The organism is Phormidium sp. CCY1219 (assembly GCF_055795085.1).
Genome location: NZ_JAYFEQ010000840.1, coordinates 1 through 12,933, shown reverse-complemented (window position 1 = coordinate 12,933; position 12,933 = coordinate 1). Strand labels below are relative to the sequence as shown.

The following is a 12,933-nucleotide window of genomic DNA, read 5'->3' as shown; positions in this document are numbered from 1 at the left end:
CGGAATAGTTATTTCGCCAACAGTGCCCTATCGGTGGAAAAAACTGTACCGCTAACCGGAATAGTTATTTATCCCCAGTCCAACCATCCACGCTATTGGTGGAAAGAAACTGTACCGACAGCGCCACAGTTGTACCCTCTAACATCCTTATCGAAAAATGGTATAACGCTATAGCAGGTCTCAAATTTATGGGGTATGCAGTATTTCTGTCCCAACCGCGCAGATGGGAATCCAGAACAACTTTCTATTTTCTATGTACTCGTGCAAAAATAATTGCAGAGGTAGGGTGGGCTTTGTCACTCATTCTTAGGTGCCGATCGCGCATCTGTTCGCGAACTGACCACCCTACAAACTGCGTTAATTGGATGTAAGCAAGGGTGCCAATTATTTTGCACATTTATTGGGGGGGGAGGCGGTAGTTCTGGAGGGACGTTCCCCTCTGGGGGGAACGAGTTAAAGGAGTTAACGAGTTAACGAGTTAAAACCTGTAAATTATTTTGCATAAGTGCTTAAAATTTATTTGGTATGACTGCTTACCTCACCCTTATGATAACCGCTATAAACGAACGGTCAGTTAGAGAAAGAGTGGTGACAAGGAATAATTCGCGAGACAATTAAGAATCAAGAATTGAGAATTGAGGATTTTTAAAACGATTATTGCTTAATTCTTAATTCTTAATTTTTGGCAATTGCCTAGTTAAAGATAAACTATACTAAGCGAAAAATGAACGGGTAACGGTAAACTGAGTTTGGGTTACTAACCACTTTAACCAGTGCCAAAATCGGCATCACAACACTAGCAACCGCCAAAAGAATCAACAAGGGAATTCCAATAACAACCAGGGTCAGCAGACCAAAAATGATTGCATAGATGTAAATATTGATGTGAAAATTGATAGATTCCTTGGCATTTTCCTTCACCACCGGGTCGTCAGAGACAAACAGAATGGCGATCGGAACGCCAAAAGAGACGATAGAAGCGCTGAAAAATATGGCGGCGTGAGAAACAGCCGAGAAGAGTTTGCGTTTATCTGAGTCATACATGAGTTAAATTTCCAATAACTTTTATGGGTTTACGGGAGAAAATGCACTTGAAGTCAAAGGGGGAAAATGGAGAAAACAGAGAGCCAGATTGGGGGGGGAGCGGATGCGTGGAAATCGAGGTAAAAAATATTCCGACAAGGGTAAAGAGAGCATCCGCAGAAACCCGAGATGTGCGGGAGGGATGCCCCCGATGGAGGGGGGGGAGAAATAGGGATTACAACAGACGAAAGATAAAGGGATATTTGAACGGTTCGTCAGGATTGCCGAATACCTTTAATAAAGCAAAAGCCGTTAGTCCCCAGTGTAGCAAAAATCCAATCGGACCGAGGATGATTCCGAGCAAACCAAAGGTGAGCCAAGCCAAGCCACCGATAATGGCACCATAAAACCAGACATTGAGGTGAAAATTAATCGATTCTTGGGCATTATCCTTAACCACCGGGTCATCAGAGACGAACAAAATGACAATTGGGATACCGATAGAGACAAATAGGGTACTGGCAAAAATTGCGCCATGTGCCAGGAGGGATAAAATCCGGCGCTTATCCGAATCGTACATAACAGATGCTCCTCTTGTGGTAGTTGCGAGGCGCAGGGTAGCGACGCCTGAGGGGTCAGGCGATCGCCAAAGATGCGCCTAGTCATCCTTAAGCTAGCGTAATTTTGCTAAACTCGGATTGAAGCATTGCCGAACCGGCTGACTACTATCCATTATGTCCGAAGCAATCCAGACCGAAATGAAAACAGCCGTAGACAGACGGCGAAATTTTGCGATTATCTCCCACCCCGACGCGGGGAAAACCACATTAACCGAAAAACTGCTACTGTACGGAGGGGCAATTCACGAAGCCGGTGCGGTAAAAGCGAAGCGAGCACAGCGCCATGCGACTTCAGACTGGATGGCGATGGAACAACAGCGGGGAATTTCGATCGCCTCCACCGTTTTGCAGTTTGAATATCAAAACAAGCAAATTAACCTTCTAGATACCCCCGGACACCAGGACTTTAGCGAAGACACCTATCGCACCTTAGCGGCGGCGGATAATGCGGTAATGCTAGAAGATGCAGCCAAAGGATTAGAACCGCAGACGCGCAAATTATTTGAAGTTTGTCGGATGCGATCGATGCCGATTTTCACCTTTATGAATAAGATGGATCGGCCCACTCGCGACCCCTTAGAATTGCTCGATGAAATCGAGAGCGAATTAGGGATGACCACCTATGCAGTAAATTGGCCTATCGGACAGGGCGATCGCTTCAAAGGAGTGTACGATCGCCGCACCCAAAAAATCCACTTATTCCAAAGAACCGCCCACGGTTCCAAAGAAGCAGTAGACACCGCGATCGACCTAGGCGATCCGCGCATCGAAGACCTGCTCGATCGCGACACGATATATCAACTAAAAGACGAACTTGAATTACTCGAAGAAGTCGCCGCCGATTTAGACTTAGAGCAAATCCACGCCGGAAAAATGACCCCGGTATTTTTTGGTAGTGCCATGACCAACTTTGGGGTCAAACTATTTCTCGATTCCTTCTTAGAATACGCCCTCAAACCCACCTCGCGACAAAGCTCGCGCGGAGAAATCAACCCTCACCATCCCGACTTTAGCGGATTTGTCTTCAAACTGCAAGCCAACATGGATCCGAGACATCGCGATCGCATCGCCTTCGTCCGCGTTTGTACCGGCAAATTTGAAAAAGACATGACCGTAAACCATTCCCGGACTGGAAAAACCGTCCGCTTATCCCGCCCGCAGAAATTATTTGCCCAAGGGCGGGAATCCTTAGAAGAAGCCTATCCCGGAGACGTGATCGGATTAAACAATCCCGGCGTATTTGCCATTGGCGACACCATTTACGTGGGCAAAAAACTCGAATACGAAGGAATTCCCTGTTTTTCCCCCGAATTATTCGCTTACCTCAAAAATCCCAACCCGTCCAAATTCAAACAATTTCGCAAAGGCGTTTCCGAATTGCGCGAAGAAGGTGCGGTGCAAATCATGTATTCCGTAGACGAATCCAAACGCGATCCGATATTAGCCGCCGTGGGACAACTGCAATTTGAAGTAGTTCAATTCCGACTGCAAAACGAGTATAATGTCGAGACTCGCCTCGACCCTTTGCCCTTTGCGATCGCCCGCTGGGTGGCTGGCGGTTGGGAAGCCTTAGAAAAAGCCGGACGACTGTTTAATACCGCAACGGTTAAAGATAGCTGGGGACGCCCCGTGTTGCTGTTTAAAAACGAATGGAATTTGCAGCAGACTCAAGCGGACCATCCCGAATTAAAATTAAATACCACTGCGCCAGTGGTTTCGGGACAAGAACCCGAATCGATTTAACCGCTAATCCACACAGAATTAAGAAGATAAACCACCAGGTTTTTTATTCTTAATTTCGCGGGAATTTTCCCTTTTTGGTTCATCTGCCACTTGTGAATTAAAACCCATGCAAAACTCGGATCTAGAGACTGGTTTGGCAGCGCTCAAGGATGATGATTATGCAACGGCGATCGCCATCCTGGAAAGGGTTTGCGAACGAGAATTGCACCAACCCACCGTTTATCGGGCGCAAATTGCCTTAGTCAAAGCGTATCAAAAGAACCGCTCCCCAGACCAAGCGATCGCCTTGTGTCAAACCCTGACTCGATCCAACAATCCAAAAATCAAGCAATGGGCCATCGATCGCCTCGGCAAATTACAGAAACACTTTCCCGCGCCGCGATCGCAGCCCGCCGATTTTTCATTATCACAAGATGCGGCAAATGTCAACCACCAAACCGGCGATCGCACCGGATTTATTCCCTTAGAAAACTCTCCCGGCGAGACCTCCACCCCGCCACCCCCACCATCCATCGGCGATCGCACCGGATTTATCCCCTTAGAAGACTCACCCGCCGAAAAATCCACCCCCTCCCATCCCCCCTTACCGCCGCCCCTCCCCGGGAAAGCAAAACCCTCCAACGGCGATCGCAGCGGATTTACCCCGTTAAATCCCCCCGCCAAACCCTCTCGAAAGCCGCGATCGCAACCGCCATCCCCACCGCCGATGCCACCGAAACCCCCCGCATCTCCCGCGAAATCCAGAAAAACCCCGCCATCACCGGTGGCAGACAAAAACCAGTCCCGCAAACCCGACACCCCGCAAACCGAACCCCCGATCGCGCCTAAACGCCAATTAACCTGGAGACAAGCGGAACGCGCCGAAAAGTGGCGACCCTTAAAAGTCGTCAAACCGCGCCAGTTATTTTTCACCCAAATTGCCACCGCGATCGGCTTATTTTGGATGCTGCACCTGTTGCTGCATTGGGGAATGGCGATCGCCAACGAAATCCTCTACCGACTGCCATTACTCTGGCCGATTCAAGCCTTTTACCGCGACCAAACTTGGGTATTACTCGGGGGATTGGCGGTATTGTTTGCCGCTTCGCCCTGGTTACTCGATGCCATACTGCGCCAGTTTTACGGCATGAAATCCCTCTCCGTAAAAGCCCTCGGAGAATTCAGTCCCGAGGCGCGGCGATTAGTCCCTCGCTATTGTTTCGATCGCAAAATACCCACCGTGCAACTGGGCATTTTGCCCACCTCCGCCCCGATCGCCTTCACCTATGGCTGCTTGCCCCGATTTGCGCGGATTGCCGTCAGCGAGGGCTTGTTGCAGGAATTAGAAGACGATGAAATTGCGGCAATATATGCGGGGGAGTTAGGACATATTCAAAGTTGGGATTTTCCCCTGATGTCCTTGGCGGTTTTATTGTGCCAAATTCCTTATTTAATTTATTGGCAAGTGGCGCGGGAAGCTGACAAGTTGCTCGATGAGCAAAAAACCGTCCTGAGAACGTTAACTTTGGGCATGGCGGGGGTGATTTCAGCGGTGGCGTATGGCTTTTATCGCCTGCTGCGCTGGCCGGTATTATGGTTGTCGCGTCAGCGGTTGTACTACAGCGATCGCGTGGCGGCGTCTTTGACGGGGAATCCGAATGGATTGACGCGCGGGTTATTGAAGATGGCGTACGCGATGGTGAAAGATATCGAAAAACAGGGTCAAACCAGTTTTGCGATGGAAGGGTTTGATTTGCTGATGCCGATTTCCCCCGCCCAGGGAATGGCTTTGGGAAGTTGTGGCGCGATCGCAGATTGGGAAACCCTGTTGCAGTGGGATAGGCGCAATCCCCATGAGAAATGGCTGAGTGTGAATAATTCCCATCCGCCCCTTGGGCGACGGCTGACATTATTAGATCTGTATGCGCGATTTTGGAAATTGGATTCGGAATTGGATTTGGCCAATTCGCCGGATACCGGATCTTCGGCAAGTGGTAAGGGGAAGGTGAAGCGGCTGTTTTTGCAAGGTGCCCCCTATTTTGGTTTGCCTTTGGGGTTGGTCCTCGGTGGCGCGATTTGGATTCTTGGGGCGATGTTGTCTCAGTTGGGCATAGGGGCGCTGGATTGGGTCTGGGGAGATGAGGCGATTTTGCAAGGGTCGGTGGCGATCGCGATAAGTTTGGGGATTTTTATTCGCATCAATCATTTTTTCCCCGATGTGACGCGGAAAAATTTGCAGGTGAATCCGGATTTGGCAGAGGCGATCGCCGATGCAAATGCTTTACCAGTGGATAGTCCGCCCATTTCTGTGGAAGGTACTCTGGTGGGACGCCCCGGGGTCAGCAATTGGCTGGGTCAGGATTTAATGGTGCGATCTCCTACCGGGTTGCTGAAGCTGCATTGTTTTTCGCAACTCGGACCACTATTATATTTGTGGCCCGATGCCCACGGTCCCAAAGATTGGCTGGGTCAGTCGGTGACCGTGACCGGATGGTTTCGTCGCGGGACGACGGTGTGGCTAGATGTGGAAGTTCTCAAGAATGCTGAGGGAAAATCTCGGTATTGTTATCATCCGATTTGGTCTACGATTTTGGCCGCTTTGGGGGTGTTGTTGGGGGTTTATCTGATTTCTCGCGGCGGTCTGTAAGTTGAGACAATTTCGGTGGGCCAGTGGCGATCGCCGGCGGGGGTGGAATTGCTAGGGGTTTCTGTTATAATTGCCTCGACTCCATCTAACCCTTGCCGCCGCAAGCCGCGAGGGGGTTAGGCTCGGCTGTTTCCCCCGGCGATCGGGGGTTTTGTTGGGGGAATTGCTTTAGTAAAAGATGAGAACCGGTTAAAAACGCGCGAATTTTTGCTCGTTTTTAGTGTTGCTACCGTGATGGTGTTTGGGATCCCAACTCGTGATGCCTTGCGGTTCCGTAAATTTTAGGTCAAAAAAAATTTGAAAATTTCTCTGAGAAAGACTAGCTTTCAAGTTAAAACTGTGTTACGTTAAAGAATGGATCGATTGTTAGCGCTGGAAAGCGTAATGGAATTAGAGGCTGTAGCCCATTTCTGGTATAGTGAATTATAAAGCGCCATTTGACAATAGCATCAAGTTTAATCTTGAGCCGTTTGAATTTTCCCCGAGGGGAGAAACGCGAACGGTAGCTTTGTCGTGGGAAAGGAGCTTCTGGTTGAGGATGTGGTTTTGACAGTAAGGTTTTATAAACACCCTAAATGGGCGATCGCGAAAAATCACATGCTAGCCCTAACATTTCTCCAGACGATCCAACCAGTTCGCGGCAAGCAGATGGCGCATTTTTTTGTCTATAGGGTGTGCCATGTGTAGGATTCAAAATATGAAAGCGACTATGGTAAGGGCAGTCCTCACTTTTGTCAAACGCCGCAAAGGGAGGACGGTAGGGGCATTTGGAGCGCGCGCAGGCGTGACCTGTGAAGCCACAACTTACCCCATTTGCTAAACAGTAAGGTTTTGCACTCTATCGAACGAACTCATTCCAAAGGAGGAAAGATACATGTCTATTCGATTGTATGTGGGTAATTTGCCCAAAGAAGTCGATCGCCAAGAATTGCAAGAGGTATTTGCGGAAGCAGAACCGGTGTCCACAAAGGTGATTACCGATCGCAAAACCGGCAAATGTCGCGGATTTGGATTTGTCACCGTCAAGAATGACGAACAAGCCGACCAATTTATTGAAAAGTTCAACGGCTATATGTTCCAAGACAATGCGCTCAAAATTGAGAAGGCATTGCCTCGGAAGAAAAATAAAGGGGGAGAAGAAAACACGCCAAAACCAAGCAAACCAGGTAGCGGCGAAGGTCGCAGCAAGTCAAAACGCTCTGGTGGCGGTTCGAGTTCCGCCCCCTCACAAGACTCGGTGCAACCCGATCCGCGCTGGGCAGATGAGTTAGCCAAACTCAAGGAAATGTTAGCCGCACAAACCAGCAATTCCTAAGCGATCGCGGCAATTAAATGGAATCCCGAGGCGCGATCGCGCTGTTTCGGGATTTTCCTGCTTAGGGGCGAGGGTAGGAGTGGCGATCGTCGAGGGGGAACCTCGGCACGATTTCCCGAAAAAGACCCGATCGATGGCATCAACTGAGAGCGGCGATCGCCCGGAGGGATGGAACCATTCCACTGATTCAATCGGGGATTAAATCGGCGATCGCATCCTCCCCTCATATCATCTCCGCTCCAGTGTCGGCGAAACCCACTCCATTGAAATACCCCCGGGGCAAACCTAGGGCTTAGCCATACCCAGAATCGGCGATAATGCACCTAAGCGGAGGAATTATTCTTCATTGCTATTGCACCGGAAAGGATATAACCCCATCAGTTAGGATGCCTTCGATAACGCAAATTTTCGGAAAGGAAACGGTTGGTGTCGCAACGTCACCTCCGGACGTGCCAAACCAAACCCTTGTCCGAAGTCTACCCCCAACTGGCGACAAAATTCGATATCCGCCATATCTTCGAGTCCTTCCGCTAGCACCAAAATTCCCTCTTGATGCGCCGAATCTAGCAAACTTTTAATCAGGGTTTGCTTCAGGGTATATTTACTGCAACCGTGAACCAGTCGGCGGTCGAGTTTCACCACATCCGGTCGCAACTCCATTGCATAGCGATCCACCGATACGCAGCCACACAAATCATCCACCGCAATTCCAAATCCCCACTGGCGTAATTTGGCAATTTGCTCCGAGAGTTCTTCGCTTTGAGCCAACACTTCCACTTCCGTTAGCTCAAACACAATTTGTTTGGGTTGTAATCCTAAATCGATCGCTTGTTGTAAATTTTCTTCCAGGGATTGCGGATTGCGAGTAATTGCGTTGGGCAAGATGTTAATGAAAAATTTTTCCTGGGTATCGATCGCGGCAATTGACTCGAAACAGATTTGCCGCGCGAGTTCGTCAAACTCGCAAGTTAAGTGGGTGGACAATGCCGCTTTAATTAATTGACCGCCACTCAAGCAGTTTCCCGTTTCATCTCTGGCGCGTGCCAGACATTCATAGGCGGTGATTTGTCCCGAGGAGAGTTGAAAAATCGGTTGATATTTGAAAAATAAGTGACGCCTAAGTAAAAGGCGAAAAAACCATGCATGTCTAACCGAAGAAGTCACCGAGTTGAGGGGTTGAGCGTTGAGGAATTCGCGCAGCAACTCCGTGGAGTCGAGAGGGACATCGGTGATGCAGAAGCGAGAGGCGCTTTGAGCGGTTTCGGAGAGTTGCTCACTGAGTTGGACAAACACATCTGCAAGCTGGGGTTTGCAAATTCGGCGATAAAGGAGTTGCGGTACGGCACGAACCGATTGAAATCCGAGGTTGACAAGAAAGCGACTGGTCTGCCCGTCATGCGGTTGTATAAGCAATTGGGGCAAATTGCTTAAGTGGTTGACATTTGACATGGTTCTTGCTTTTGAGATAATTAAATTTTTATTACGAAATATGAACTTTGTCAAATCTATGATAAGCCCTCTTGGACCGGAAAGGTAGTCATATGAGTTACAACCCTTTCAAATTCAGATGGCAAGCGGGTTTTGCCCTTGGCCCTGGTGGTAGATCTGAAAACCCGAGAAGGGTGAAAACCGATCCGGAAGCTGACAGATGTAGGGATAAAAATCGGCCACTGTCGGCGGCGTGACGCCAGAGGTCGAGCGGGCAATTCTTCTGCGTGAAAATTGGGAGATCCCGCCCCGAGAGGGTTATTTATTCCTCCCCTCCCATTTTCCCCTCTTTGGGTCTTTGCGTGACCCCCCTCCGTAGGTTGTGCAATGTTCCCACAGTATGGTAATGGGGACCGATCGCCCACAGGGGGCTAGGGATAACATCGATTGAGGGGTTTGCCAGAATTCTGGGGGGCGAGTCAGGTGGGGGATGGGGTGAATTCGGTGGAAAAAATCACCGGGCAGGTAGCTCGATGCGCGGTGGAAGAGAAGGGCGGCTGTGGTGCGCTCAGAAGCGAGGTGTGCGGTGGTAGGATTGCGCCCTAACTCATTCTCATTCATAGATTAGCCGTCTTTTGTAGTGCTGCTATTGTGGGTACATTTTCGCCCTGGTGGTGGGGAAAAGAGTGACCGTGCTGAGGAATGGCGATCGCGTCTGATGCGGTTGCAGCGCTCTCGAGGGCGCAGGGCAACCGAAAAATGGGCGCACCTTGGTGCGCCCTGATAAATGTTCGGACAGAATGATGGGCGGGGAAATCCCTCAGAGCACTTGCGCCCGCAGCCATGCTAGGGGCAAGGATAGAAGTTTGCGGGATTTCGGCACGAAGGCGCGCTGACTAAACACATCATACTGATTGCGTTCGATCGCATCGAGAATCTGGCTGTAGAGCATACTTGCCGCCCACACGGGCCAGCGAGCATCAGCGCTCAGGGCGAGAATCCCTTTTTCTGCTTGGGCGTAGAACTGGCGGGCGCGTTGAATTTGGAATCGCATCAACGCCTGCCATCGTTCGTCTACCACACCGTTGAATAAATCTTCCTCGGTGTAGTTAAACAAGGCTAACTCGCTCAGGGGCAGATAAATGCGACCGCGACGGGCATCTTCGCCCACATCGCGCAAGATGTTGGTGAGCTGGTTGGCAATGCCGAGAGCGATCGCCTCTTCTTTTGGGTCCGGTGCTTCTGGCATCTGTTGCTCCCAAGGCGAGGATCGAGGCAATGGCTCGACCCCCATCACCGGCAGGGACATCAACCCCACTGTTCCCGCCACGCGGTAACAGTAGAGTTCGAGGTCTTCAAACGTCTCGTAGCGGCTGCGGTACAGATCCATGCGCTGACCCGCAATCATCTCCCGAAACGGTTGAATATCCAAGTCAAAGCGCTCGAGGGTATGGACGAACGCCACATCTGTGTCTTCTACGGGGTGGCCCGCAAACAGGGATTCGAGCTGACTTTCCCACCGATCGAGCGTTTCCGGTGTGGTAAATCGCGCTCGCGGCCCATCGACCAGTTCATCCGTGCGACGGCACCAGGCATAAATCGCCCAAATTGCCCGCCGTTTTTCCTCTGACATTAACAGGGTGCCCAGATAAAAGGTGCGGGCGTGCTTTGCCGTGATTTGACGACACAGCTCATAGGCGTCCGCTGGGGAGGCCAGGGTTTTCATGCGTGGGTGTTCGGACAATTGCAGCATTGATTGCAGGCGGGGAGCGTCTTGAGATGCCAGAACTTTTGATTTGGAGTTTAGGGAATTTGAGTTGATAGCCACTACTAAAATCTAAAATCTAAAATTCGCGCTACGGCTGACGACTCGCAATGGCCTGCGCTGTCAGCTTACCAGAAAGTACCGCTCCTTCCATACTCGCAAGGTAACGTTGCATGGTGTAATCACCCGTTAGATAGAAGTTATCAATCGGCGTGACTTGGGACGGACGGTACTTCTGTCGTCCCGCGATCGCTTTGTAAACCGAGCGTGGCGTCTTGACCACGTGATATTTCAATAATTTGGCCGGGGTCTCGCTACAGAAGTGGTCGGGAAACAGTTTTTCTAGCTCGCGGAGTGTGGCATCCACGATTTCGCGATCGCTTTTGCCGATCCACTCTTTCGCCGGTGCCAGAACCAGTTCTAGCATGGAGCGATCGCGATTGGCATACTCCCGACAGGTGTTGCTCATGTCGGCATAAACGCTCAACAGAGACGAGCGCGAAAACAATAAATGGTCTATATCGCTTAGTTTGCGATCGAACCACAGATGCAGGTTAATCACCGGCACCCCTTCTAACCCTTCGAGCTTTTTAAAATACTCTATCTCTCGCCACGGTTGGGGCAGCATCCGCTTCAAGGGATCCACCGGCATCGCCGAGACGTAGGCATCCGCCTTTACGGTCTGTTCCCCCCCGCCATTCAATCCCCGAATCGCAAATCCCTCCACTTTGCCATCTTCGTTGAGCAAAAAGTCTTTCACTGGTGCGTTTAACCTCACCTGCCCACCGCCTTGCGTAATATAGTCTACCATCGGCTGACACAGCCGCTCGGTGGGGGATCCATCCAGGAAGGCCATCCTTGACCCCTCTTTCTCTTGTAAAAACCGATTCAGTGCCGTCAGCACCACGGTGGCGGAAATTTCGTCTGGGTTGATGAAGTTCAGCGCCTTAGACATGGCGATGAATACTTCTTTTTCTACTCTCGCAGGGATGTTTTGCCGCTTTAGCCACTCGGAAAATGAATAGCGATCCATTTCCTCGACGTATTTCTGCCCTTGAATCATTGCCGGAATCAGCCCCATCCCAAACTGGACTTTCTCCCCCCAGGTGAGCATGTCGTTGTTCCGCAAAATCGCCCAGATGCCGTTTAGCGGGGCGGGCATGTTCGGAAAGTTAAAGCGGGAGTAGGTTCCCGGATTTTCCGGCTGGTTGAAAATCATGGTGTGTTCTTTCCATTGCAGCCGATCTTCGATGTCGAGTTCTTTAAATAGCTGCAGCATGTTGGGATATGCACCAAAGAAAATGTGCAGTCCCGTTTCGTACCAGTCTCCATCTTCGTCTTTCCATGCTGCGACTTTGCCACCAAGCACGTCCCGCCGTTCTAGAACGATGGGCTGGTGTCCCAAGTCTGTTAAATATTTCGCGCAGGAAAGTCCTGCTAAGCCTGCTCCCGCGATCGCCACTCGCATTTGATGGTAATCCCCTCGTTTTTCTTAAGATACTGTTAAGTTTTTTGCTCCGCCTCTCATTATACCTTTGCAAACTGTTACATTTTGCCGATTTTGCCGCCCTTTTTTGAAATTAACTTCTTTTATATCCCAGTTAAGCTCTGATAGGCTCAACTGAGCATTCCTCGAAACCGAATCCGGACGGCAGACTCGAACGGCTTCTCGAATCCCCCCGAGTCCTCTCAATGCCAGCCCATTCCGAATCCCCAATCCCCAATCCCCAATCCCCAATCTCTCATTCTTAATTCTTCCTAAAAGCGTTACAATACTGCAATACATTCGCTTGTCATTTATATTGCATCGGCTATTGCTCGATAGCTCGTTAGATGATTAAATCGCTAAATGGCAGTATAAAAATACGGCTACAAACAACCCGAGATAACAAAACGGCAAAAAGAAGCGCAAAAATGACAATCGGTAATGATATAATTCCGGCATTGATGGTTTGCCGCACCGGCATAAGTAGGGAAAACGCACCCGCCCTTTTTGAGACGATATTGCTGTTTCAAGGAGGGGTTTTACCCCTAGAAAATTTTCGGCAAGTGTCGATCGAGTCGTCTTTGCAATCGATAATTGGAGTTGTTGCTCATTGGCATCCAAACCCCTGCAATAACAGAAGTGATTTGCCCGGTTCGCTCGCTTCTCTAAATTAGGAGGGATGTTTCGCGCAAAACGCCCCGTTTTGCTCGAAATATCCCCACTCCCTCCGCCCCACCCTGGGTCGCAGCCTTAGAAGTACCTGTTGGAGACTTTCTCTGCCCTCCAATGCTTCGGTTTTCAACCGCGAACACCCCCCACTCTATTGAACCATCAGTTGCGATCGTGAAAGGAACCGTCAGGGACTCCGTAGAAACCAACCCCATGTCTAAAGCCAGGGGCTTGTACTTCTAACCACCTGACCAGCCT

9 protein-coding genes are annotated in these 12,933 nt (G+C 50.1%); 3 read left to right on the top strand and 6 right to left on the bottom strand.

Features of this window, described 5'->3' with window-relative positions; genetic code table 11:
• Window positions 1-708: 708 nt before the first annotated feature.
• Window positions 709-1,044 (bottom strand): DUF4870 domain-containing protein, encoded by a 336-nt coding sequence (locus AC0QH1_RS26835; protein ID WP_324634527.1) that lies wholly within the window; start codon window positions 1,042-1,044, stop codon window positions 709-711.
• Between the two features lie 214 nt (window positions 1,045-1,258).
• On the bottom strand, window positions 1,259-1,603 hold the full coding sequence (locus AC0QH1_RS26830) for a DUF4870 domain-containing protein (protein WP_324634526.1): 345 nt from the start codon (window positions 1,601-1,603) through the stop codon (window positions 1,259-1,261).
• Between the two features lie 154 nt (window positions 1,604-1,757).
• Here AC0QH1_RS26830 and prfC point away from each other — a divergent pair, with 154 nt between their 5' ends.
• The 3 genes from prfC (at window position 1,758) to AC0QH1_RS26815 (ending at window position 7,327) form a co-directional block, all read left to right on the top strand.
• Window positions 1,758-3,386: a peptide chain release factor 3 gene (gene prfC, locus AC0QH1_RS26825; RefSeq protein WP_324634525.1), complete on the top strand. Its 1,629-nt coding sequence runs from the start codon at window positions 1,758-1,760 to the stop codon at window positions 3,384-3,386.
• 106 nt (window positions 3,387-3,492) lie between these two features.
• Window positions 3,493-6,012, top strand: coding sequence for a M48 family metalloprotease (locus tag AC0QH1_RS26820; protein WP_324634524.1), 2,520 nt, complete (start codon window positions 3,493-3,495; stop codon window positions 6,010-6,012).
• An 874-nt stretch (window positions 6,013-6,886) separates the two neighbouring features.
• Window positions 6,887-7,327 (top strand): RNA recognition motif domain-containing protein, encoded by a 441-nt coding sequence (locus AC0QH1_RS26815; protein WP_324634523.1) that lies wholly within the window; start codon window positions 6,887-6,889, stop codon window positions 7,325-7,327.
• Here AC0QH1_RS26815 and AC0QH1_RS26810 read toward each other — a convergent pair.
• The 4 genes from AC0QH1_RS26810 to pds all read right to left on the bottom strand — a co-directional run bounded on the left by AC0QH1_RS26810 (window position 7,301) and on the right by pds (window position 11,988).
• Complete coding sequence (locus AC0QH1_RS26810; RefSeq protein ID WP_324634522.1) at window positions 7,301-7,510, bottom strand: hypothetical protein; 210 nt, start codon at window positions 7,508-7,510, stop codon at window positions 7,301-7,303. The two genes, AC0QH1_RS26815 and AC0QH1_RS26810, sit on opposite strands and share 27 nt — an antisense overlap.
• A gap of 198 nt (window positions 7,511-7,708) precedes the next feature.
• On the bottom strand, window positions 7,709-8,776 hold the full coding sequence (locus AC0QH1_RS26805; protein WP_324634521.1) for an EAL domain-containing protein: 1,068 nt from the start codon (window positions 8,774-8,776) through the stop codon (window positions 7,709-7,711).
• Window positions 8,777-9,575: 799 nt separating this feature from the next.
• A complete protein-coding gene (gene crtB / locus AC0QH1_RS26800) occupies window positions 9,576-10,508 on the bottom strand; it encodes a 15-cis-phytoene synthase CrtB (RefSeq protein WP_324634520.1) in 933 nt (310 codons plus the stop codon).
• Window positions 10,509-10,611: 103 nt separating this feature from the next.
• Window positions 10,612-11,988, bottom strand: a complete 1,377-nt coding sequence (gene pds / locus AC0QH1_RS26795) for a 15-cis-phytoene desaturase (RefSeq protein ID WP_324634519.1) — start codon at window positions 11,986-11,988, stop codon at window positions 10,612-10,614.
• Window positions 11,989-12,933: the final 945 nt, after the last annotated feature.

What these genes read in the sequence shown, in the direction of transcription:
- AC0QH1_RS26835 (WP_324634527.1), bottom strand. Translation starts at nt 1,044, where the DNA reads ATGTATGACTCAGATAAACGCAAACTCTTCTCGGCTGTTTCTCACGCC.
- AC0QH1_RS26830 (WP_324634526.1), bottom strand. Translation starts at nt 1,603, where the DNA reads ATGTACGATTCGGATAAGCGCCGGATTTTATCCCTCCTGGCACATGGC.
- prfC (WP_324634525.1), top strand. Translation starts at nt 1,758, where the DNA reads ATGTCCGAAGCAATCCAGACCGAAATGAAAACAGCCGTAGACAGACGG.
- AC0QH1_RS26820 (WP_324634524.1), top strand. Translation starts at nt 3,493, where the DNA reads ATGCAAAACTCGGATCTAGAGACTGGTTTGGCAGCGCTCAAGGATGAT.
- AC0QH1_RS26815 (WP_324634523.1), top strand. Translation starts at nt 6,887, where the DNA reads ATGTCTATTCGATTGTATGTGGGTAATTTGCCCAAAGAAGTCGATCGC.
- AC0QH1_RS26805 (WP_324634521.1), bottom strand. Translation starts at nt 8,776, where the DNA reads ATGTCAAATGTCAACCACTTAAGCAATTTGCCCCAATTGCTTATACAA.
- crtB (WP_324634520.1), bottom strand. Translation starts at nt 10,508, where the DNA reads ATGCTGCAATTGTCCGAACACCCACGCATGAAAACCCTGGCCTCCCCA.
- pds (WP_324634519.1), bottom strand. Translation starts at nt 11,988, where the DNA reads ATGCGAGTGGCGATCGCGGGAGCAGGCTTAGCAGGACTTTCCTGCGCG.